The following is a 21,360-nucleotide window of genomic DNA, read 5'->3' as shown; positions in this document are numbered from 1 at the left end:
AAATATCATATTTTCAAAGAATGTTCACAAAATCCCATGAAAAAGACACTCCCTTAAAAAGAGTGTCTGATTCCACCAGTGTTATCTGAACAGCGCAGTGACCGGTCCCATCGGCAGATAGATGCCGAGCCCGATCGTGATGACTGCAAGCACGAGGAATATGATGAACAGCGGCTGTCCGGTACCCTTCCTCTTCCTTATCACTGCCATTTCCATCAGGCCGAGCGTAAACAGGCCGGCAAGGAATTTGAGGCCGTACAGCATACCGTTGATGCCCATCGCCTGGATGAACAGAACAAGGCCTGATACAAGGACGATGACGTAAAACAGTCTTGCAATCATATGGGGAACTTTTGCGTACTTTGCATCCGGATCCCCCGGATTTTTAATTGAAAAGTAAGTGATGAAGAAGAACACAACTGCAAGGACAATTGCTGTAAGGTGCAAGTGTATCATGAAATCTCCCTTTCTATTGTGAATCACTTACCATTCTAACATATCCGCCCGGATTTTCATTCACCGATATATGTCGTAAGTGTGCCGATTCCATTGATGGAAATACGGACTTCGTCACCCTTTTTCAAAAATTGCGGCGGGGTCATTCCGGCGCCGACACCCCCCGGTGTGCCGGTTGCGATGATGTCACCCGGCTCAAGAACGACGTACTTGGAAACTTCCGCAATCAGTTCATCAAGCTTCAGCACCATCTCTGATGTACTGCCGTCCTGGCGGATCTCCTCATTCACCTTCGTGACGATGGATGTCTGCTCCGGATTCGGCAGCTCATCCTTCGTGACGATGAACGGCCCCATCGGGCAGCCGCCCTTCAGGCTTTTCGACAGGAACGGCAGGAGGTGCTTCTTCTGCAGGTCGCGTGCCGTGATATCGTTGATGATCGTATAGCCGTAGATGTAATCGAGTGCCATCGAGCTTTCTATCCTGTCCGCACGCTTGCCGATGACAACGCCAAGCTCCCCTTCATAGTCGAGCGCGCTGGTTACCTCCCCATGGTCCGGAATGACAGCTTCATCCCCGACGAGGCTTGTTGCAGCCTTCGTGAATACATAGAGGCTCTCAACTTCGTTGTCCAGCTCCTCTGCGTGCTTTTTGTAGTTGCGTCCGAACGCAATCACGTTGTTCGGCGGTGTCACCGGCGCAAGGAATTCTATGTCCGCAAACGGTGCTTTATACTGATCCGCATTGCCGGACCGGTCCGCCTTCTCCACTAATTTTCTTACGATTTCCTGGAAATCCAGAGTATTGTATGTTGATATCCCCTCGAGCAGCGTCTTCGGATAGCCCGCATCACTGCCGAAATCCTCGAACAGCTTCGGCAGTATCCATGCACTTTCCTCGCGCTTTACCTTAACCCCGTAGTAAGTCTGGTTTCCGTAGTCAAATGTCAAAAATTTCATGGATTACGCTCCTTTTGTTGTTTTATCCATTATAACAGACAACCGGTCAATTTTCCCCGCATTTATCTGAATTATCCGCAAATAGTGTTTCGATGCCCCCTGCCCCAGCTTTCCGGAATAAAAACCCGACGGCGACTGACAGCACGTAGACCGCCGTCATGATCAGCACCATCGAAAGTATGCTGACGTCGCCGTACGCCGTGAATCCGATTCCGTAGAAGATGAATATCAGCAGGATGTTGCCGGCTATATACATCGTCAGTACCCTGCCGCCGAGCGGTGCAAACAGCGCCACGGCCTTTTCCGGAATGACGGCTGATATGAACAGGAGCAGGATGAAGTATCCGAGGGCGAGGACGGGACCGCCGAAATTGTCAGCCAGCAGCGTGCCGCTGTAGGTCCCGAGCGTGACGACCTGGATCAGCTTCAGGGCAAGCCCGCCGCCCGCAAGGGTGATGAACATCGCTACTGCGAGTATATGATTTGCAGCGAGCAGGTCTTTGATACCGACTTTGGACAGCGCCATGCCAAAGAGCAGCCACGGCAGGACAGTGAACAGGAGGGTATACACCATGCCCGGGATGTCGCCTGTGAATATCTCGATATTTTTGCTGATGATCGCGAAGTAGTCGCTGCTCCTGTACACACTCGTCTGTTCGTTCACCGTCTGGATGGCCGAATACATCTTATCCGTCGGCGAACCGATATTCTCCAAAATATCCGGCAGGACGTTCGCGGCCATGTGGAATGCGAACAGGAGAACCGCCGAAATCATGGGCACGAACCATTTCGATTTCAGGAATATGAGTCCCACAAGCGCGGTCAGGGCAAGTCCCGGCAGGAAATCCCAGGCAAAGACGAACACCGACTGGAGTGAGCCCGCAAGGAAGATGGTGATTGTTATTTTGCCAAGGTCCAAAATCCCCCTGTCGCGCCAATGGTTCAGCATGTAGCCGGTGATGAGAGCGACCAGAGGCATGACGGCGCTGCCGGTGAATATGTTGACAAGATGGTATGAGCTGAGCGAGTCACCGCTCAGATATTCATATACATTTATCGCATCATACGGCATCATGTAGTGCATCCCGTTCATGAGAAGTACCGGGAACAGTGTGATGGCCAGGATGAATCTGATGCTGCCTTCTTCAGTTTTCAATTTTAATCGCTCCATAATCAAAGAAATATAGGTAAACAGTAACATCTTTTCCGAGGGCCTGCATCGCAGAGCGCCTGTAGATATCCATCTGTGTACCGTATCTTTCCACGAGATCCGACGGTCCGAGTCCGGTCCCTGCCACGCGGTCCGTCTTGTAATCCAGTATGACGTAGCTGCCGTCGATCTCGAGCAGGGCATCCATGATCCCCTGAACCATCTGGTCCTCGTATTGCGAGTAGCCGATCGCCTTCTGGTTCATGATGAACGGAATCTCGGTATGGATGGATTCCTGGCGCGCCAGCAGTTCGGCCATCACACTGTCTGACAGGAACTGTTCGATGTTCTCCACCATCTTCTCCCTGTGCATATCGGTGATGAGCATGTCTTCCAGGGTGTTGTCTTCAACCAGGCGCCTGACGTACGCGGCACGTTCCACAGCTCCGAGCCCGCGTACTTCTTCGTAGCGGTTCATCATGTGCATCATCATCTGGTGCATCACAGTACCGAAGACCGGGGCATCGAGCGTCTCGCTGCGGAAGTTCGGCAGTTTCAGGTTTGGCGTCCGGTCATGGCGGATGACTGCACTGTCGTCCGGCGGCGTTTCATTGCGCCGCTTGATTTCCGTCACGGACTCCTTGAATACGGTACGGGCCTCGGCCTGATGCGGGTATTTATAGAACAGCCTCTCCTTCAGCGGTTCATTGTCCGGCACCTTCAGCCCTTCGAGTTCAGAAAGCGATGCGTAGCGCCTGTCATCCGTTCCGGTCTCCTCCGGAGGTTCAGCATACTCCAGCGTGAGGAACGGCATATCCTCATTGATGAAGATCGGTGCGATGAGGTCCTGTATGGTCCGGGCGTTCAGCCTGTCATCGGCATTGATCAACCCCGGTTCATAGGAATATTTCTCCTTATACTCCCCGTCGTAGACCAGCGGCATGATGAGCTTGTCGATCGCACGGGTCATCGCTACATACACAAGCCGCATCTCCTCGCTGATCAGCTCCCGGAGTACCTGTCTGGATGCGACTTCCGAGTGGATGCTCGGCATCACTGCAAGTGCCTCCGGCAGGAACCGCTTCATCGCAATGCCCTGCCCAGGGTGGACACTGATCTTTTTCGAAACGTCCATCATGTTCAGGCGGCGGTGCAGCCCTGCATATATCACATAATTGAATTCAAGCCCCTTGGAGGCATGGATCGTCATGACACGGAGCGTGTCATCGTCCGGCGACACGGTGTTCTCTTCGCCGAAGTCCTGTCCGTCATCGATCATGCGGTGGATGTATGAGATGAATTCATACAGTGAAAGCTGTGACATGGCTTCGAATTCACGCGCTTTTTCTATGAAGCCGTTCAGGTTCGCACGCCTTGACCTGCCGCCTTTCTGACCGGCGAAGTATTCCAGGATGCTGAATTCGAGATAGATTTCATCAATCAGCTCCGGCACACTCATATACCGCGCATATTCCTGGAGCGACCGGAGTGCATCCCGGAATTCGTGGAGCTTCTTCATGACCACCGCCGGGCCATCATATTCGATCAGTGCACCGTACATGTAATCCGCATCCGACGATGCACGGATCCGCGCAATCTCATCTTCTGTGAAACCGAACATCGGCAGCCGCATCATGCCGACAAGATGATCGTCCTGAAGCGGATTGTCGATGACGGAAAGGATGCTGATCATCGTACGGATCTCAAGCGTATCGAGATAGCCCGAGCGGTTGTTGACGAACACCGGCAGTTCAGCTTCACCGAGCAGCCGGCGGTAGGATTCATTATCCCGCGTGTTGCGCGTCAGGATGACGATATCCCTGTAGGCCACACCTTTCCGTACAAGGTCCCTGACCACATCGATGATATGCTTTATCTCTGCATCCCCGCCATATTCAGCCTTGTTTTCGATGATATGGCACTCCGAATGCAGCGGCGCCTCCTCGAGATAGTTCCCCTGCACAAGCCGGTGCGTGTCATCATACGTGATTTCACCGACTTCACGGTCCATGATCTTCTCGAATACGGTGTTCGTAAGGCCGAGCACTTCCCCGCGCGAGCGGAAATTGTGGTTCAGGCTGATCAGCCGCCCGCTGCCCCCTGTCTTGAAGCGCTCAGACTTGGTGATGAACAGGGACGGGTCTGCCTGGCGGAACTTGTAGATGGACTGTTTGACATCGCCCACCATGAAAAGGTTGCCATCCGATTCACCGCCGGTCTTAAGCACCTGGATGATGGCCTCCTGTACACGGTTGATATCCTGATACTCATCAATCATGATCTCCTTGAACTGGCGGCGGTAGCGCTCCCCGACCGCCCCGTCCCCGGCGTTCAGTATCCCGAGCGCATAATGTTCATAATCCGAAAAGTCCATTTCATTCCGCGTGCGCTTCTGCTGCCTGAACCTCTCTATCACCTTGAGCGCGATATCGATGAGTACGTTATTGGCCCCGTTCATCGGTGCGAGCTCCGCCTTTACGCGCCCGAGATCATACGCCGGTGCATCCCGCACCTCATTGTAGCGGTCGCGGACGCGCTTGTGCACGGCAAGCAGCGCCGCTTTCCGATCGGGGTCGGCAATATTTTTGATGAAGGCCGAACGGCCGTCCTTGAGCGGGAATGCCGGCAGTTCCACCGGCCGTCCCTCCATCACATCACCACCCGCCCGCTCGACAGACATGACGGCTGATTCAAGCGCATCGTAGGCTTCCACCACCTGGGCCTCCTTGATCGATTCATGCACCGCCGTCCTGTAATGGGTGCGGAGCAATCCAAGGTCTGCAAAAAGCGCATCAAGCTTCAGCCTGAGGTTGTGGTTGTGCTCAGAGAGTATGGCTTCGAGACGGTCCACATCGATATACTGGTCCCTGTTCCCTTCGAGGAACCCCTGTGGATCGGGGCTTGCAACCGCCGTATAATAAAGATCCCGTATGGCACCGAGCAGCCCCTCGTTGCTCTTATCCGTCGACAGCATGGTGGAAACATGCCGGAAATCTTCATCCGGCGCCATGTAATAGGATTCGAGCACGCCGGAAATCACATTTTCCAGGCGGAGCTTCATCTCGATATCGCCGAGTGTGCGCATATCCGGGGACAGCCCGATCACATTATAGTGCATCTGTATGAGGTGCAGACAGAAGCTGTGCAGCGTCGATATATGTGCCTCTTTAAGCTTCAGGGACTCCCTGTATATTCTCGGATCCCTCTTTTCAAGAAATGCGGTCTTGAGCGCCTTCTCGATCTTCTCCTTCATATCGCGTGCGCTCATGTTGGTGAAGGTTGCGACGAGGACTTCATCGATCGAATACTTCTCCTCCAGTATCTTCCGGATGATGCGTTCGACCAGAACCGTCGTCTTTCCGCTTCCGGCAGCAGCCGCCACCAGTACATCGGAACCTTCATATTCAATGGCTTCGAGCTGCTTATCCGTCCACTGGACCATGGTCTCCCACCCCTCTTTCAAAATTCTCTATCGTTTCGTCATCCACCGTATTCATCCTGATGTCCCGCCGGTTCATCAGCGGATCGATGCGGCAGGCGGATTTGAAATCGCACATTTCACATGCCAGTCTCGTGTTCGACGGATCCAGGGATATCGGTGAAGCCAGCACCTCGCCCCGGTACATGCGGTCCGTCGTATCCCGGTACATCTGCATGATATGATCCGCATAATGTTCAAACAGGAGCGGGCTGTAGTACCTGTGCCGGGTTGCTTTGTTTATTTTGCCTGCACTGGTGACGGAGATCGGGTAGTAGGCGCTGTACATCTTGTAATCATCGAGTTTTGAGAGCATGCCCGTAATACCGGCCGAAGTTTCATCGATCATGCCGTCGTATTCGGCATTTTCATTGATGAACGCCCCGTCCGGGCGCATGCGTTTCTTCTGCTCCTCTTCAGCGTGTTCCAGCGACTCCTCGCCGGCGAGCGAGATGAGCGGATCCCTGACCGGGAAGAAGAGCATGCTGTTCGGCATGATACGCCCTTTGCCGAAATACTCCGGACCCTTCTCCACCAGCACATGCATGTATGTCATCATCTGCAGTTCAAGTCCGTTCAATATGCCCGCTTTCGAGATGGACCGTGCACTCGACTTGTAATCGATCAGGTTCACATACGCGTCCTCCCCCGTCTCATACATATCCACGCGGTCGATTTTGCCCCGCAGATGGATCGTGTGGCCGTCCCCGCTCGTCAGTGTCACTTCATCGATCGGACTTTTCACGAAGCCGAATGACAGCTCGGCTTCCGCAATCCTGTAGTCACCCAGTTCCTCGATATCCCGCATGAACACGAGCAGGCGGACGATCGCATCCCCTGCGCGCCGTTTCAGCGACTGATAGTAGCCCGTATGATCGAAGATGCCGAACTGGATCGCCCGGGCGAAACGCTCGATGGAATCCTCCACCTGCATCCGTATCTTCTCTGTATCGTGGAGGAGTGTGAAGCCAAGCTTCGCCACTGTGTCATAGAGCACTTCGTGGTACAGGTTCCCCAGCTCAAGCGGGGCGACCTGATACGGTTTCCGTACATTGAGCCTGAGTCCGTAGGAGCTGAAATGCTGGAACTGGCAGCGGTGGAACGTCTCAAAACGCGATACGCTCGCATTCATCTCTCCGCCGTACAGCGCCTGCGCCGCTTCTTTTGACAGCGGCCGGGCGCGGTTGTCGTGTGTCAGATTGCGCCTCAATCTCGGATAGAAATCATGCCAGCTGTCTTTCATGAGCACCTGGAACGTTTCGACCCACGGACGGTATTCCGGAATCCTGAGGAAATCCGAAGGGTCATCCACCTGGGATGTCATCATCTCGCGCATCTTCAGGTGGAGCAGCGGCTCCATGCTCGCAGCCGATGATATCAGACGTTCCGGATTGAAACGGCTGTATTCACTTACCCGCCTGTACTCATAATTCCGCACCTGCTCCGGCCGCTGCGGCATCACTTCATCGAGGAACGGGCTGCGCTTTGTCACATCGCCTGAAGGCAGTGTGACACTCCAGCTGAGGTACAGCCCCTCGGTCGCGCGGGTGATGGCAAGATAGAATACGAAGCGCTCGTCCTGGGCAAGCGTCCTCGAGCTCGGCGACAGTTCGATGTCCGCCCGTTCGAAAAGCGCCTTTTCCTCATCGGAGATGATGTCCCTGTTGCGTGTTTCCCGGGGCATCGCATCGCGGTTCACACCAATCAGGAAAATATATTTCTTGTTCTCCACTTTGGACAGGTCGAGTGAGCCGACCATCACCTGATCTATTGTGGAGGGGAGGAGGCTGAACTCCGCATTCTTAAGCCCGTCCATGAAAGCTTCATAGAAGACCTGGAAACGGACAGCCCCGTCATCATAGACCACATAGGCATCATCGAGCAGGCGGATGAACAGATTGTATGCCTGCTCCGTTTCATCCCTTTCCCGGATCTGGTCGTTCTCATCCTGATGCACCATCTCCTCTGTGATTTTCTCCACTATCCCTTCCGCCATCAGGAAATCATAGATGATGCCGATGTACTCGCGCACCGTCCGCTCTGCCCTGAATTCGGCAAAGAGCACCTCAAGGCGCGACAGGATTTTATTCTTGAATTCGATCATGTCCTGATACTGCCCGCTCTTGTCTACGGTGTGGAGCACACCGTTTTCGTCCGGCACGGTGATGTAGCGGAATTTGTCATCATCGAACAGGGCAGCGCCGCCGAGGCCGCGCTCCAGCGCAAAGTTCTCCAGCTGATCGATGTACATCCTGTCTGTATCCTCACACAGGTATCCTGTCTTCAGCACGTTCATGAATGCGTTGAATTCGTAATTTTTCGTATAGCAGTCGAGCAGCGCCATGATGAACTGGATGAACGGATGGGAGTACATCTGGACTTTCCTGTCGATATGGTATGAAATATCGAACCTCCTGAAAACGGAACGGATGAGCGGTTCATAGGACGCGTCCCTGTAGAGGATCCCGATATCACTGTAGTAGGCGCTGCCGTCTGCCACGAGGCGTTCTATCTCCCGCGCCGTTTCAGTGATCTCCTCAAGGGCGTTCGGCGCTTCGGTGATCGTCACCCCTTCATAGTCGTACATCGTCTCCTGTTCTGCGAAATGCGATTCAATCTGGATGAGCCCTTTCTTTTCAGAGCGTTTGAAGTCCTGTCCGAAATGTTCGAATTCGAGGCTGTCATCCCCCATGAAGAAACGGAGCCTTTCGATGACGGCATCGGTCTTCCTGAACAGTTCCTTGTTCGTCCCCTGATGCGTAAGGAGGATGTTTATCTCCCTCACGCGTGTGTGAAGCGCCTGGATGAGCGCATATTCCACTTCGGTGAAATTGTGGAAGCCGTCGATATAGATGACCGCATCCTCGAGAGATCTGATTGTCCTGCCGGAGTAGAGGAGATCGATGAACTGGCCGGTCAGGTTCAAATCCTCTATCTGGAGTTCCGCTGCCCTCAGCAGCCACTGGTCATAGATGAGCTGCAGGTCGGAAAACTTGTCCTTCATGCGGCCGGCCTCAGGCTGTGCCCGTCTCAGGTCGTCAGGCGCCACCCGGTAGGCACTCAGCTCTTTGAGCATATCGAGCACTTTCTGGGAAAATTTTATGTACTGTGAGCTGTCCCTGTAGAAGGACAGCTGCTCCTTCATCTCCGTCATCATCTTGTGGAGCAGCATGATATGCCCGCTTTCCGACAGGGCATCCCTCGTGGAGTGGCCGGTCTCGTTGAAGACATGCCACATGAAGCGTGAAAAGCTGAATACGGCGGTCCTGAGGCTGCCGCTTCCGCCGTCCCGGGCACCCGTGATGATGTTTTCATATCTCAGCGTATTCTGCGTCGGCGTGATGATATAGATGGGGGCACCGAGCGGTTTCCCTTTCGTTTCCGCCTGTATGTCCTCGAACATCCGCCCCGTCTTGCCGGTACCGCTGACACCGGTCCAAATCTTTAATGTCATAATATTTCACTCCTCGAGAGTAGACAAAAGACACCCTTCATCCGGGTGTCTTTGCCATTCAGTCAAAATTGATGGATATTTCATTGAGAGGCCAGAAGCGGAGCTGGACTTCCCCGATCACTTCCGACTGGTCAACCAGCCCGAAATCGCGGCTGTCCCGGCTCACCGGGCGGTTGTCGCCCAGAACGAGCAGTGTCCCTTCCGGAATCGTCTCCTCTTCGACACCAAGTTCCTCCAGTGTGAAATTGTCCATGTATGAATCCTCCGTATGGGTCACGTAGTCCTGATTGAGCGGTTCGCCGTTCACATAGACCTGCTTGTCTTCCATCCTGACGGTATCCCCCGGGGTGCCGATTACACGTTTCACATAGGCCGGACCCTTTTCGGAATTGAAGACGATCACATCATCCGTCTCATAATCACTGAAATTATCAATGAATTTGTTGACCACCACTTTGTCACCGTCCTCGAATGTCGGATCCATGCTCAGACCATCCACCGTGAACGATACGAACAGGAACTGTCTGATTATCAATATGAGGACCACTGCGACCACTATCGCAATGAGCCATTCTTTTATCTCTTTCAGCATAATGCCACACCCCTATTTATCCATTTTTCTGTTGATGTACTTCTGGTATCCTTTCGAAAAGAAATAGATGAGCACCAGACCGGCAATTGACAGTGTAAGCCGCAGCGGGGAAGTGAAGAATGATGTGACATCGTACCCCACGAGAGACATCGTCAATATCATGATCGCTTTTGCCGCAAGTAATATATACAAGTATACGACTTTTTTAAGATTCGATAAAGCCGCAATGACATTGATCACCGATGTCGGTGTAAAAGGCAGTGACAGCAGTACGAACAGGAACACGAAACCACGCCGGTCGATGAACGACAGCATCTGCCCGAGCCGTTTGTGCTTCCTGATATATTTCTGTGCGGACCGCCTGAAAAAATACCTTATGAGCAGGAACACGAGATAGCTGCCGAGCACCGTCCCGGAATAGCTTGACAGGGAGCCCAGTATGAACCCGTATGAATTTATGTTGACCACCACGATGATGAACAGCGGCAGAAACGGCAGGAATGACTCCATGAATACAAGCAGGAACCCAACGATGAGTCCGAGCTGTTCGACTTCCCTGAACAGCTGTTCAAGCCCTTCCTGCGTCATCAGTCTTTCAAAAATTGCTTCCAAATTAATAACCCCGTCCTATTTAAGAAAGGCTATATTACACTGTAATATAGCCTTAAGTTCTATACAATTATATAATTTTTAGCGGAGTCTGTCATTCAATTGCTCCCGCAATTCCTCATACCCGGATTTCCCGAGCAATGCGAACATATTCTGCTTGTATGCTTCCACACCGGGCTGGTTGAACGGGTTGACACCGAGAAGATAACCACTCATTGCACATGCGATTTCGAAGAAGTAGACCATATAGCCGAATGTATAGGCATCCATCCTCGGAATCTGCACGACCATGTTCGGCACACCGCCGTCCACGTGGGCAAGGATCGTGCCCGTCATCGCCTGGTGGTTGACAGCATCGACTGTCATCCCCGCCAGATAGTTGAGACCGTCAAGATCTGCCTCCTCCTCTCCGATCTCCAGATCGGAGAGCGGTGTTTCCACATCGATGACCGTCTCCATCAGCATCCTTCTGCCTTCCTGGATATACTGGCCCAGTGAATGCAGGTCTGTAGTGAAGTTGGCACTGTGGGGAAGGATACCCTTATTGTCCTTGCCTTCACTTTCCCCGAACAGCTGCTTCCACCATTCACCGAAATACTTGAGGCGCTCGTCATAGTTGATGAGCATCTCGACATCGTACCCCTTGGCAAGGAGGGCGTTCCGCACCGCTGCATACTGATAGGCCGGATTGTCTTCCAGTCCCTCTTCCGCCAGATCATCCATTGCCGCATGTGCACCTTCCATCATCCGGCTGATGTCGATGCCGGAAGCGGCGATCGGCAGGAGTCCCACAGCGGTCAGCACGGAATATCTGCCGCCGACATCGTCCGGCACTACGAACATTTCATACCCCCGCTCTTTGGCGAGTGTGTTCAGTGCCCCCTTCTCCCGGTCTGTTGTTACATAGATGCGGTCTGCCGGATTCTCATACTTTTCCTCGAGCAGCTTCTTGAATACGCGGAACGCGATGGCCGGTTCCGTCGTCGTACCCGATTTGCTTATGACATTGATGGAGAAGTCCCTGTCCTTCAGGTGGTCTTTGAGTTCATTCATGTAATGGCTGGAAAGGTGATGGCCGGCGAAGATGATTTCCGGGCCGTTCTGACCAAAAGCCGGCGCCATCATTTCAATTGCCGCCTTTGCTCCGAGGTAGGAGCCGCCGATGCCGATTACAACCAGGACATCGGAGTCTCCCCTGATTTTGTCCGCTGCTTTTCCCACGCGGGAAAACTCTTCCCTGTCATGGTTTTTGGGCAGATCGACCCAGCCGAGATAATCACTGCCTGCACCGGTGCCTTCACGGATCAGCGAGTGGGCAGCTGAGACGAACGGCTTCATGTTGTCCAGTTCTTCTTCATCCAGAAATGTTGAAACGTTACTATAATCGAATTTGATGTGTGTCATGGCATCCTCCAAATAGTTTATCTATCTTCTATATTGTAGATAAAAAGGGCATGACTAATCAAATATTTTCGACGTCACTTTTTTCAACACGTTTTTCTGCGGGATTATTCCGCTGATCTCATCCGCCTTCCCTTCATGCAGCAGATTGACGATGCGGCTGCCGACGATCACACCGTCACATGCCGCACCAACCCGCGCCGCCTGGTCCCGCGTGCTGATACCGAACCCCGCGCACACGGGCGCATTGCTCACTTCGCTGATGTGTGACAGATGGTCATAGAGGGACTCATCAAAATCGTCGCGGACGCCCGTTGTGCCGTTGACCGTCACAGCGTAGACGAAGCCTTCCGCGGTCTCAGTCACTTCCCGGATCCGCTCCGAACTGCTCGTCAGTGTGACGAAGCGGATGTTTGCGATGTCGTACTTGGCAAGCGGCGCAGCGAATTCGTACTCCTGTTCGAACGGCACATCCGGAAGGATGACGCCTGCGACGCCCGCTTCATGCGCCAGGCCGGCAAACTTCTCCGCCCCAAGCCTGAGTACAGGGTTCGCATATGACATGATGACGACGGGAATACTGATTTCCGACTTTATGCGGGCGAGTTCCAAAAGCACGGCTTCAAGCGTCACGCCTTCAGCCAGTGCACGCCGGCCCGCCGCCTGGATTGCCGGACCATCCGCTACAGGGTCCGAGAATGGAATGCCGAGTTCCACAATCGATACACCCGCAGACTCAAGTTCCCGAATCCGGCGTCCGAGATCAGACAGCCCGCCGTCACCGGCCATGATATAGGCGATGAAGGCTTTTTCACCCGTTTCCCCCAGTCTGTTGAATGTGTCTTCTATCTTGAATTTACTCATATCCACCGTCCCCCTTCAGCCGCTCCTTGATTTCGGCAACATCTTTGTCCCCTCGGCCCGACAGACATATGACGAGACTCTGTCCCTTTTCCATCTCCGGTGCCATCTTCAGCGCATGGGCGACGGCATGGGCACTTTCAAGTGCCGGGATGATGCCCTCGGCCCGTGACAGAACTTCGAAGGCACCGAGCGCCTCCTCATCGGTGACATGGGCATATTCTGCACGGCCGATTGCTTCGAGATGGCTGTGCTCCGGTCCTATCCCCGGATAATCGAGCCCCGCTGATATCGAATAGGCCTCCTGGATCTGTCCCGCTTCATCCTGCAACAGGTGCATCTTTGCACCGTGGAGGACACCGATGTGTCCGTTTGTGAGCGAAGATGCATGCTCGCCCGTCTCAATGCCGCGGCCGGATGCCTCGACACCAACCATCCTTACCGATCTCTCTTCAATGAACGGATGGAACATGCCGATGGCATTGCTGCCGCCGCCGATGCATGCAACGACTGCATCGGGCAGACTGCCTTCAATGTCCATCATCTGACGCTTCGTTTCCCTTCCGATGACCGACTGCAGATCACGCACGATTTCCGGGAACGGGTGCGGCCCGAGCGCCGAGCCCAGAATATAGTGGGTGTCGTCGACATTCGCCACCCAGTAGCGGAGTGCCTCATTCACCGCATCCTTCAGCGTACCGCGTCCCTGGTCCACGCTGACGACCCGGGCGCCCAAAAGTTCCATGCGGAAGACATTCAGTTCCTGGCGCCTCACATCCTCTTTCCCCATGAATACCACACAATCCAGGTCCAGCAGCGCACAGACGGTGGCAGTCGCCACGCCGTGCTGGCCGGCGCCCGTCTCGGCAACGATCTTCCGCTTGCCCATGCGGCGGGCCAGCAGTGCCTGTCCGATAGTATTGTTGATCTTATGCGCTCCCGTATGGTTCAGGTCCTCCCGCTTTAGATAGATCTTTGCACCGCCGCACTGTTCTGTCAGGTTTTCGGCCAGGTAAAGCGGCGTCTCCCTGCCGACATAGTCCTTCAGGTACGCCTCCAGTTCATGCTGGAATTCCTGGTCCGCCTTCGCTTCACTGTACGCGGCCGCAAGCTCCTTGACCGCGCTCATGAGAGTCTCGGGTACATATCTGCCGCCGAACTCCCCGTAATACCCGCGGGCATCCGGCTGTCTATAAGTCTTCTCCATCATTTACACTCCTCACTTCACTCATGATATCCTTTATCTTTTCCGGATCCTTGGTTCCGTCTGTTTCCGCACCGCTTGAGAGGTCCACTGCGTACGGGGCCACTGCGCTGTAGGCTGCTCTGATGTTGCCTGCATTGAGCCCGCCGGCAAGTATCAGCCGTTCTTTGTCTATGTCAGGATGATCAAGGGCCGACCAGTCGAACACTCTGCCGGTGCCGCCGCGGGCCCCGCTGCTGCCGCTGTCGATCAGGATGAAGTCTGCCGGGAAGCTGAACATCTCCCTGAAAGTACAGGCTGATTCATGTGAAAACACCTTGATGATGCATGCATCGAGCGACATGGCAAAATCTCCGTCCTCATCACCGTGCAGCTGGACATAGTCGAGTCCGGCGCGCCGGATGGCTTCATCGATTTCATCCTTGCCGGCATTCACGAACACGCCAACCTTTCTGATGCCCGGACCCAGTGCCCCGGCAATTTCCTCAGCTTCCCCGACTGTCACCCGGCGGCGGCTGTCGGCGAATAAAAACCCGATCATATCCGCACCGCTCTCTTCTATTGCTTTTGCCGCTTCGACCGTCTGTACACCGCATATTTTCACTTTCATCTATACCGGCACCTTGAGTTCCGCTATCTTTTCAGCCGGGTCATCCGCCGTCATCAGCGTCTCACCCACCAACAGTCCTTTGGCGCCGGCATGCTGCATCCTGAGGGCATCCTCCCGCGTCCGGATACCGCTCTCCGCTATGAACAACGGACCGGAGTCCCGGTATTTCCCGAGCAATTTTTCCGTGTTGGCAATATCCACCGTGAAAGTCTTCAAATCGCGGTTGTTGATGCCGATGATTTCCGGTCCTATCCTGAGGGCACGTTCCATCTCCGCTTCATCATGGACTTCGACCAGCACATCGAGGCCGAGTGACTCTGCATGACCGTACAGGTTTGTGAGTGTGGCGTCATCGAGTGCCGCCACGATGAGCAGTATGACATCCGCACCATGCCGGCAGGCGTTGTCGATCTGGCGCGCATCAATGACGAAATCCTTATTGAGTACCGGCACGTCGACAATGCTTTTTACCTGCTCCAGGTCCTCCATCGTACCGGAGAAGAATTTCTCATCCGTGAGGACCGAAATCGCATCTGCTCCCCCGCCAGTATATTTTGCCGCCTGCTCCGCCGGGTTGATACTCTGATTGATATCCCCCCTGGACGGTGAAGCGCGCTTCACCTCGGAGATGACCGCCATCGTACTTGAAAATTTCAGCTTTTCCGCCAGCGAAACCGGCTTTCTGTCCACTTTGGGCGTTATGCTCGGCAGGCTGTCCAGTTCCAGTTTTTTCTGTGTGATGATATCATCCAGTATTGTTCCCATCTATATCACTCTTTCGTCCGAGTATTTGACCATGTTCCTGAGCTTGGCCAGTGCGTTGCCCGTTTCGATGCTTTCCCTCGCAAGCTCGATGCCGGCCTCGATCGAGTCTGCGGCCCCTGCTGCATACATGCCAAGGCCGGCATTCAGCAGTACCGTATCCCTCTGGGCCGGCGCCGCGGTGCCCTCGAGTACGTTTTTCAGTATTTCCGCGTTTTCACAGCTGTCCCCGCCGGCGATCTCCTCGAGGGGATACGTGGGGAGCCCGACGGACTCCGGCGTGAATTTCATTTCATAGATGGCGCCTTTCTCAAGCAGGGCCATATGGTTCTCTCCGGCAAGTGACGCCTCGTCCATATGGCCGGCACCATTGATCACAATCGCTCTTTTGCGTCCGAGCCGCTTCATTACGGTCGCCATCATCACGAGCTGGCTGCGGTCATAGATGCCGAGGAACTGATGGTCCAGCTCCACCGGATTGATGAGCGGTCCGATGAGATTGAAAATCGTCGGCACCCTGAGATCCTGCCTGACCTTCATGATCTGACGGAGCTTCGGATGCACGTGCGGTGCAAAGAGGAATGCGATGTTGTTCTCCTGGAGCATCAGGTCCGTGTCCTCCGGCCCGAAATCGAGTGCCACACCCAGTTCAGACAGGACATCCGAACTGCCCGTCCTGCTCGTCACGCTCCTGTTGCCGTGCTTTGCGACTGTCACATTCGCCCCTGCAAGGACGAACGCCGACGTTGTTGAGATATTGAAGCTGTGCGAGCCGTCACCGCCGGTGCCGCAGTTGTCCATCACATTCGTCATCGTGCGTCTGATCGGCAGCGCATTTTCCCTCAGCACTTCGACGAGTGCGGCGATCTCTTCCACCGTCTCGCCCTTCGCCTTCAGTGCCATGAGGAATGCCGCCACTTCGGAGTCGCTCACGGTGTCGTTCAGGATGATCTCCATCGCCTCCGCCATCTCTTCGAACTCCAGATTTTCACGTGCGGACAGCTTTATGAGATGAGTGCGTATGCTTCGTTTTTCCACCTGTATTTTGAATGCCTGGTTTGTGTTCATTGTCCATTTCTCCTTTCGAATAAAAAAGTCCTCCACAGACGTTCTGTCTGTGGAGGACGATATCACCGCGGTGCCACCTCGTATTAATGCCGCCAGGGGCATTCTCTCTCACCGTATAATGCACGGCCGGCATCCGTATGGTTGACCCAGGCCCATTCAGAACAGCTGCATGTACCGGTTTCCACCACCCCGGCTCTCTGCCACATGCCCACTGTACCTACTTGTTCTGGAATACGGATCTGTATGAATTTTGCGCTGCTGCCTGCGTATATAAAAAAGCTCCCCTGTCTCTATATAAAAGGACGGGGAGCCGTGGTACCACCTTTATTGACCGACTGAACGGTCCACTCTGGCTGCAGCCTGAATCCAGGCTGCAAATCCCTGTAACGCGGGACGGGCGCCAGAGCCTAATCTTAAAGTAATTTCAGCTTCTGGTTCTGACGGAAGTCCATTCACACGCCCCATGCACCGGTTCGCACCGACCACCGGCTCTCTTTGACATTAAGGATATGCTACTCCTCTTCCTGATCATATGCTATTTAAATGATTGTATCCCATACTAATACATGAAAAAGGATAATGCAAGCTTAAAATGAAAGTTTTTTCAGAAAAGTTGGATTTCTCTATGCCCAGTGGCGGTATCTGATCGCCTCGGCCGTGCGTTTGATGCCGACCACATAAGCAGCAAGGCGCATGTCGACACGGCGGGTATCATGGACTCTGTACACTTCGTCGAACGACTCCCTCATCTTCCTGACGAGGAGCTCATGGATTTCCTCATCGTTCCAGTAGTAGCCCTGCTTATTCTGTACCCATTCGAAGTACGAGACGGTCACACCGCCTGCGGATGCCAGCACATCAGGCACGATCAGCTTGCCGTTTTCGGTCAGGATGGCAGTCGCCTCCTGGGTCGTCGGACCGTTCGCCGCCTCGCAGATGATACCGGCCTTGATGCGTCCTGCATTTTCCTCAGTGATCTGGTTGGCGATCGCCGCCGGAATCAGGAGATCACATTCCAGTTCGAGCAGTTCTTCATTCGTCACCTCTGCAAGGCCCAGTTCCTTCGGAACATCCACTTTGTCCTTATGCTCTATGATATAGTCGATATCGATGCCATCCGGATTATAGAGCGCACGCGTGGATCTCGATACACCCACGATTTTCGCCCCTTTGTCGTAGAGAATCTTGGAGATGAAGCTGCCGGCGTTGCCAAAGCCCTGGACCACGACACGTGCATCCTCGATCTTGATGCCGCGCTTCAGAAGTGCCTGTTCGACACAGATTACCGCCCCCATCGCAGTTGCGGTGTTGCGTCCCTGGGAGCCGCCCAGCACAATCGGCTTGCCCGTGATGAATTCGAATGCGTTATCTGAATGCTTCACGCTGTACTCATCCATCATCCAGGCCATCACCTGGGCATTGGTATATACATCGGGCGCCGGAATGTCCTTGGCCGGACCCACAATCTGTGAAATTGCCCTGACATATCCCCTTGAAATCCCCTCCAGTTCCTTGTCACTCAGCTCTTTCGGGTTACAGATGACGCCGCCCTTGCCCCCGCCGTACGGGAGCCCGACGATGCCGGCCTTCAGCGTCATCCACATCGAAAGTGCGATCACTTCCTCCTCCGTCACATCAGGGTGGAAGCGGATGCCCCCTTTGGTCGGTCCGGCAGCATCACTGTGCTGGGCGCGGAAGCCCGTAAAAACTTTCACAGAGCCGTCATCCATATGTACCGGAATGCGCACTTTGAGCAGCCTTTCAGGTTCTTTGATCAGGTCGTACATGCCCTCATCAAAGCCGAGCATATCCAGCGCTTCATGAATTACAGATTGTGTTGATGAAATAAGATTCGAAGTCTTCCCCATAATTTTTACCACCCTCATAAGATTTCCTCGGGACACGGCATGATAAATTGAATCTGCCTGGTAGATCCTTTCCCGTACAGAGTAGGAACCCGCTTCAGCCTGTCCTTTTTGCATAATGTTAAAATTTTCGCAATTTAAATATTTATAATAATACAAAAGTTCGCATAATGCAAGAAAATCACAGAATGGAAATGCAGTTGAATTGAACATGCGCCTCCTGCAGGAGGCATACATTAACACTTTAACGGCCGGCGAATACGCTTTTGAACAGCCGTCAGCCTTTAGACCATATGAAAGACCCGGAAATCCATGGGATTTCCGGGTCGTCTGTTCTGATTTTATGCCCAGCCTCTGTATCTTGCCGCTTCTGCTGTACGCTTGATGCCGATGATGTACGCTGCAAGCCGCATATCAATCTGACGTTTGTCATGGAGGTCATAAATCTCATCGAAGGCCTTTCTGAGTTTGAGCTGAAGTTTCTCATTGACTTCGTCCTCATCCCAGTAGTAGCCCTGGTTGTTCTGTACCCACTCGAAGTAGGACACTGTCACACCGCCTGCCGATGCAAGCACATCAGGCACGATGAGCTTTCCGTTATCGGTGAGGATTTTTGTGGCTTCTTTAGTAGTAGGACCATTTGCCGCCTCACAGATAATATCCGCTTTGATATCATTTGCGTTCTCTTCTGTAATCTGGTTGGCTATTGCGGCCGGGATCAGGATGTCACAGTCGATTTCAAACAGTTCATGGTTGCTCAGGACATCATCGAACAGATTTGTCACCATGCCAAAGCTGTCACGACGATCCAGCAGGTAGTCGATGTCGAGCCCGTTCGGATCATGCAGCGCCCCGTTCGCATCTGAGACCCCTACAATTCTGGCCCCTCTGTCCGACAGGATTTTGGACAGGAAACTTCCTGCATTTCCGAATCCTTGTATTACGATGCGGACATCTTCCATCTTCATACCGCGTTTTTCCATTGCCTGCTCAAGGCATAGGACAACGCCCATCGCTGTTGCACGGTCACGCCCCTGGGAGCCGCCCAGCACGAGTGGTTTACCTGTAATGAATCCCGGAGAGTTGAATTCGTCAATCATGCTGTACTCATCCATCATCCACGCCATGATCTGCGAGTTCGTGAACACATCCGGTGCCGGTATATCCTTGGTCGGTCCGACAATCTGCGAGATTGCACGGACGTAACCGCGGCTCAGACGCTCTACTTCCTCAATGCTCATCTCACGCGGATCACAAACAATTCCGCCTTTGCCTCCGCCGTATGGGAGATCGACGATTCCCGCCTTCAAAGTCATCCACATGGAAAGCGCCACGACTTCCTCCTCGTTTACATCAGGATGGAAACGTACACCGCCTTTGGTCGGCCCGACCGCATCATTATGCTGCGCCCGGTATCCCGTGAACACTTTTACAGAACCGTCATCCATACGTACAGGGATACGTACGGTCAACAGGCGCATCGGTTCTTTGATGAGTTCATACATGCCCTCATCGAAGCCGAGTTTGTCCAGGGCTTCATGAATGATCGCCTGTGTAGAAGTGATAAGATTTGATTTCTCTGACATTTTTTATCCGCCTCTTTTTATGAAACTGTTTTCAACTTCATTGTATCATACTAAATCTTTTTTTAAAGCGTTATTTGGACAGCACTGACTTCACTTTTTCAAGCGCCCAGTCGAGGTCTTCTTTTGAAATGATAAGCGGCGGGGCAAAGCGGATGACCGTTTCGTGCGTCTCCTTGCAGAGGATGCCAAGTTCTTTCAGCTCTTCACAGTACGGACGCGCCGGCTCCGTCAGCTCCACACCGATGAACAGGCCGCGGCCGCGGATTTCCTTGATGGCCTGGTTGTCGATCTTCTTGAGTTCCGCCTTGAAGTATTCGCCCAATTCGTTGGAGCGTTCCACCAGATTCTCATCGATCATGACATCAAGCGCCGCTTCCGATACGGCACAGGCCAGCGGGTTGCCGCCGAACGTGGAACCGTGGGAGCCCGGGTTGAATACCTCGAGCACTTCCCTGTCGGCAACGACCGCTGAAATCGGGAACACGCCGCCGCCGAGTGCCTTGCCCAGGATATAGACATCCGGTTTGACATTATCCCAGTCCGTTGCAAACAGTTTGCCGGAGCGGCCGAGCCCCGCCTGGATTTCATCCGCTACAAACAGCACATTGTGCTCATCACACAGGTCGCGCACTTCTTTCAGAAAGCCTTCCGGCGGAATGTTGATGCCGGCCTCGCCCTGGATCGGCTCCAGGAGGACAGCCGCTGTATTTTCATTGATCTGAGCCTTGATCTGTTCGATATCACCGAAGTCCACGAGCTTGATGCCCTCAAGCAGCGGGCCGTAGCCGCGACGGTATTCCGCTTCCGATGACAGGGAGACGGCAGCCAGTGTACGGCCGTGGAAGTTCTGGTTCATCGCGATGATTTCCGCTTTGTCTTCCGCCACGCCTTTGACATCATACGCCCAGCGGCGCACTGCCTTGATGGCCGTTTCCACGGCTTCGGCACCGGTATTCATCGGCAGTGCCATCTCTTTGCCGGCCAGCCTGCATATCTTTTCATACCACGGGCCGAGACGGTCCGAGTGGAATGCGCGGGAAGTCAATGTAAGCTTGTCCGCCTGATCTTTGAGCGCCTGGATGATTTTCGGATGCCTGTGGCCCTGGTTCACCGCAGAATATGCACTCAGCATATCAAGGTATTTGTTGCCCTCCGGGTCTTTCACCCATACGCCCTCCGCTTCCGAGATGACGATTGGCAGCGGATTGTAGTTCGGTGCTCCGTATTGGTTTGTCTGTTCAATGATTTCCTGTGATTTTGTCATAATGACACCCTTTCCAAAAAGACAGCAGGCTGAGACCTCCC

Annotated in this window: 16 protein-coding genes and 1 other annotated feature; all 16 genes read right to left on the bottom strand. The window is 53.7% G+C overall.

Annotated features, from left to right (window positions below; all coding sequences use genetic code 11):
- Positions 1 to 81: 81 nt before the first annotated feature.
- On the bottom strand, positions 82 to 456 hold the full coding sequence (locus C792_RS0103230) for a YisL family protein (protein WP_017548007.1): 375 nt from the start codon (positions 454 to 456) through the stop codon (positions 82 to 84).
- A gap of 56 nt (positions 457 to 512) precedes the next feature.
- Positions 513 to 1,415, bottom strand: coding sequence for a fumarylacetoacetate hydrolase family protein (locus tag C792_RS0103225; protein ID WP_017548006.1), 903 nt, complete (start codon positions 1,413 to 1,415; stop codon positions 513 to 515).
- 46 nt (positions 1,416 to 1,461) lie between these two features.
- Positions 1,462 to 2,571, bottom strand: coding sequence for a DUF418 domain-containing protein (locus C792_RS0103220; RefSeq protein WP_017548005.1), 1,110 nt, complete (start codon positions 2,569 to 2,571; stop codon positions 1,462 to 1,464).
- A complete protein-coding gene (gene addA, locus C792_RS0103215) occupies positions 2,561 to 6,007 on the bottom strand; it encodes a helicase-exonuclease AddAB subunit AddA (protein ID WP_017548004.1) in 3,447 nt (1,148 codons plus the stop codon). The genes C792_RS0103220 and addA overlap by 11 nt, the downstream gene beginning before the upstream one ends.
- On the bottom strand, positions 5,988 to 9,497 hold the full coding sequence (locus tag C792_RS0103210) for a PD-(D/E)XK nuclease family protein (protein ID WP_017548003.1): 3,510 nt from the start codon (positions 9,495 to 9,497) through the stop codon (positions 5,988 to 5,990). Before C792_RS0103210 ends, addA begins: the two co-directional genes overlap by 20 nt.
- A gap of 58 nt (positions 9,498 to 9,555) precedes the next feature.
- The gene (gene lepB, locus C792_RS0103205; RefSeq protein ID WP_017548002.1) at positions 9,556 to 10,089 is read right to left on the bottom strand and encodes a signal peptidase I; all 534 of its coding nucleotides are present in this window, start codon (positions 10,087 to 10,089) and stop codon (positions 9,556 to 9,558) included.
- Between the two features lie 12 nt (positions 10,090 to 10,101).
- Positions 10,102 to 10,701 (bottom strand): TVP38/TMEM64 family protein, encoded by a 600-nt coding sequence (locus C792_RS0103200; RefSeq protein ID WP_017548001.1) that lies wholly within the window; start codon positions 10,699 to 10,701, stop codon positions 10,102 to 10,104.
- A 78-nt stretch (positions 10,702 to 10,779) separates the two neighbouring features.
- The gene (locus C792_RS0103195; RefSeq protein ID WP_017548000.1) at positions 10,780 to 12,102 is read right to left on the bottom strand and encodes a glucose-6-phosphate isomerase; all 1,323 of its coding nucleotides are present in this window, start codon (positions 12,100 to 12,102) and stop codon (positions 10,780 to 10,782) included.
- A 54-nt stretch (positions 12,103 to 12,156) separates the two neighbouring features.
- Positions 12,157 to 12,963 (bottom strand): tryptophan synthase subunit alpha, encoded by an 807-nt coding sequence (gene trpA, locus C792_RS0103190; protein ID WP_017547999.1) that lies wholly within the window; start codon positions 12,961 to 12,963, stop codon positions 12,157 to 12,159.
- Positions 12,956 to 14,167 (bottom strand): tryptophan synthase subunit beta, encoded by a 1,212-nt coding sequence (trpB, locus tag C792_RS0103185; protein WP_017547998.1) that lies wholly within the window; start codon positions 14,165 to 14,167, stop codon positions 12,956 to 12,958. The genes trpA and trpB overlap by 8 nt, the downstream gene beginning before the upstream one ends.
- The gene (locus C792_RS0103180; protein ID WP_017547997.1) at positions 14,151 to 14,774 is read right to left on the bottom strand and encodes a phosphoribosylanthranilate isomerase; all 624 of its coding nucleotides are present in this window, start codon (positions 14,772 to 14,774) and stop codon (positions 14,151 to 14,153) included. The genes trpB and C792_RS0103180 overlap by 17 nt, the downstream gene beginning before the upstream one ends.
- A complete protein-coding gene (gene trpC, locus C792_RS0103175; protein ID WP_017547996.1) occupies positions 14,775 to 15,539 on the bottom strand; it encodes an indole-3-glycerol phosphate synthase TrpC in 765 nt (254 codons plus the stop codon). It lies immediately after the preceding gene.
- Complete coding sequence (gene trpD, locus C792_RS0103170) at positions 15,540 to 16,604, bottom strand: anthranilate phosphoribosyltransferase (protein WP_017547995.1); 1,065 nt, start codon at positions 16,602 to 16,604, stop codon at positions 15,540 to 15,542. It lies immediately after the preceding gene.
- Between the two features lie 295 nt (positions 16,605 to 16,899).
- Positions 16,900 to 17,142: a binding site (T-box leader), on the bottom strand.
- Between the two features lie 85 nt (positions 17,143 to 17,227).
- Positions 17,228 to 18,472 carry a Glu/Leu/Phe/Val family dehydrogenase gene (locus C792_RS0103165; protein ID WP_026090202.1) on the bottom strand — a complete coding sequence of 415 codons (1,245 nt, stop codon included), beginning with the start codon at positions 18,470 to 18,472 and terminating at the stop codon, positions 17,228 to 17,230.
- 338 nt (positions 18,473 to 18,810) lie between these two features.
- Entirely contained in the window at positions 18,811 to 20,055 is a 1,245-nt protein-coding gene (locus tag C792_RS0103160) for a Glu/Leu/Phe/Val family dehydrogenase (RefSeq protein ID WP_017547993.1), read from the bottom strand.
- Between the two features lie 70 nt (positions 20,056 to 20,125).
- Positions 20,126 to 21,319 carry an ornithine--oxo-acid transaminase gene (locus tag C792_RS0103155; protein ID WP_017547992.1) on the bottom strand — a complete coding sequence of 398 codons (1,194 nt, stop codon included), beginning with the start codon at positions 21,317 to 21,319 and terminating at the stop codon, positions 20,126 to 20,128.
- Positions 21,320 to 21,360 lie beyond the last annotated feature (41 nt).

Origin of the sequence: Salinicoccus carnicancri Crm, from assembly GCF_000330705.1 — a bacterium.
In the GTDB taxonomy this organism is placed as follows: domain Bacteria; phylum Bacillota; class Bacilli; order Staphylococcales; family Salinicoccaceae; genus Salinicoccus; species Salinicoccus carnicancri.
The sequence above is the reverse complement of the archived record's forward strand: the minus strand, read 5'-3'. Positions and strand labels throughout refer to the sequence as shown.

What these genes read in the sequence shown, in the direction of transcription:
- C792_RS0103230 (WP_017548007.1), bottom strand. Translation starts at nt 456, where the DNA reads ATGATACACTTGCACCTTACAGCAATTGTCCTTGCAGTTGTGTTCTTC.
- C792_RS0103225 (WP_017548006.1), bottom strand. Translation starts at nt 1,415, where the DNA reads ATGAAATTTTTGACATTTGACTACGGAAACCAGACTTACTACGGGGTT.
- addA (WP_017548004.1), bottom strand. Translation starts at nt 6,007, where the DNA reads ATGGTCCAGTGGACGGATAAGCAGCTCGAAGCCATTGAATATGAAGGT.
- C792_RS0103210 (WP_017548003.1), bottom strand. Translation starts at nt 9,497, where the DNA reads ATGACATTAAAGATTTGGACCGGTGTCAGCGGTACCGGCAAGACGGGG.
- lepB (WP_017548002.1), bottom strand. Translation starts at nt 10,089, where the DNA reads ATGCTGAAAGAGATAAAAGAATGGCTCATTGCGATAGTGGTCGCAGTG.
- C792_RS0103195 (WP_017548000.1), bottom strand. Translation starts at nt 12,102, where the DNA reads ATGACACACATCAAATTCGATTATAGTAACGTTTCAACATTTCTGGAT.
- trpA (WP_017547999.1), bottom strand. Translation starts at nt 12,963, where the DNA reads ATGAGTAAATTCAAGATAGAAGACACATTCAACAGACTGGGGGAAACG.
- trpB (WP_017547998.1), bottom strand. Translation starts at nt 14,167, where the DNA reads ATGGAGAAGACTTATAGACAGCCGGATGCCCGCGGGTATTACGGGGAG.
- C792_RS0103180 (WP_017547997.1), bottom strand. Translation starts at nt 14,774, where the DNA reads ATGAAAGTGAAAATATGCGGTGTACAGACGGTCGAAGCGGCAAAAGCA.
- trpC (WP_017547996.1), bottom strand. Translation starts at nt 15,539, where the DNA reads ATGGGAACAATACTGGATGATATCATCACACAGAAAAAACTGGAACTG.
- trpD (WP_017547995.1), bottom strand. Translation starts at nt 16,604, where the DNA reads ATGAACACAAACCAGGCATTCAAAATACAGGTGGAAAAACGAAGCATA.
- C792_RS0103165 (WP_026090202.1), bottom strand. Translation starts at nt 18,472, where the DNA reads ATGGGGAAGACTTCGAATCTTATTTCATCAACACAATCTGTAATTCAT.
- C792_RS0103160 (WP_017547993.1), bottom strand. Translation starts at nt 20,055, where the DNA reads ATGTCAGAGAAATCAAATCTTATCACTTCTACACAGGCGATCATTCAT.
- C792_RS0103155 (WP_017547992.1), bottom strand. Translation starts at nt 21,319, where the DNA reads ATGACAAAATCACAGGAAATCATTGAACAGACAAACCAATACGGAGCA.